Origin of the sequence: Arenibacter latericius DSM 15913, assembly GCF_000424985.1 — a bacterium.
GTDB classification, from domain to species: Bacteria; Bacteroidota; Bacteroidia; order Flavobacteriales; family Flavobacteriaceae; genus Arenibacter; species Arenibacter latericius.
The window spans coordinates 1-1,247 of record NZ_AUKX01000108.1; the positions used below are offsets into that span (position 1 = coordinate 1).

General features: G+C 42.3%; 1 pseudogene. It reads left to right on the forward strand.

Annotation, left to right across the window (positions count from 1 at the left end):
* Positions 1 to 1,247 (forward strand): annotated as a pseudogene (locus tag H344_RS20730) (hypothetical protein); the annotation flags it as partial.

Here is a 1,247-nt window from a genome sequence, read left to right on the forward strand (position 1 = left end):
GTTGCCGGTGATTATACTATTACAGTTACGGACGATACTACCAATTGTAGTGATACGGCAACGGTTACCGTGAGTGAGCCATCTTCGGTGATGGACTTTACTTTTGCAGTTAGCCCATTGACTTGTTCAGCGGATGGATCTGTGACCATTACTGCTACCGACGGCTGGGGAGGATATGAATACCAACTAACTGACCCTAGTTCCAATGTTTTAGGCCCACAAGCCAGCAATGTATTTACAGGTCTTACCCAAACAGGTACCTATACCATTAGCGTAACTGATGCAGGTGGCTGTGTGCAGACCAAGACATTTGATATTGTTGCCTCTGAAATGCCTACGGCTACCTTGTTGGCCACAACAGACCTTTGTTATGTTCCCGGAACAGGTGTTAGTCTTACCGCTACTGCAACAGGAGGAGTTGCCCCTTATACTTATAGTCTAAACGGAGCTCCTGCACAGAACGGCAATGTGTTTAATAACCTTGCCCCTAATTCCTATACCGTTGAGGTTTGGGATGCCTATGGCTGTAAAGTAACGACCAATACGGTTGTTATAGAGAATCAGTTGACTGTTTCCAGCGTTTTAACGAAGGATTTGGATTGTTCTGTTTCCCCAGATGCTGTGATAGATATTACCATCAATGGTGGATATACCAGCTATAGTTATCAAGTTAATGGTGGTGCTAGTGTTCCTGTAGTAGGAAATACCATTACCTATACCACAGACATAGACGGCAGTTATACTTTCCTAATTACAGATAGTGAAGGCTGTACAGCGGAGACCACTGTTATAATAGATGCTATTACCAATCCCGTTGCTACCAATGATATTACAGATCCTACTTGTGATAGTGCTACTAACGGTAGTGTAGAGATTTTAATAGATTCCAACTTTGGAACTGCTCCTTATCAAATAAACTTTAATGGAGCGGGACTTAGTAATGAGACCACCTACAGCGGACTTGCTTCTGGGACTTATAATTATATAGTACAAGACAGTAAAGGTTGTACTTATAATGGCAGTGCTACTTTAACTGCTCCAAATCCTATTACTGCAGATGCGGTATTAATTCAGCCCTATACTTGCTTACAAACAGCTAGCATTCAGGTACAAAACGTAACAGGAGGAACACCAGGATATACTTATAGTATTGACGGAGTGACCTTTGTTACGGGAGATACTTTTAGCGGACTTACCAATGGGGATTATACCATTACTGTAAAAGATGCTAGCGGATGTACTTTTGC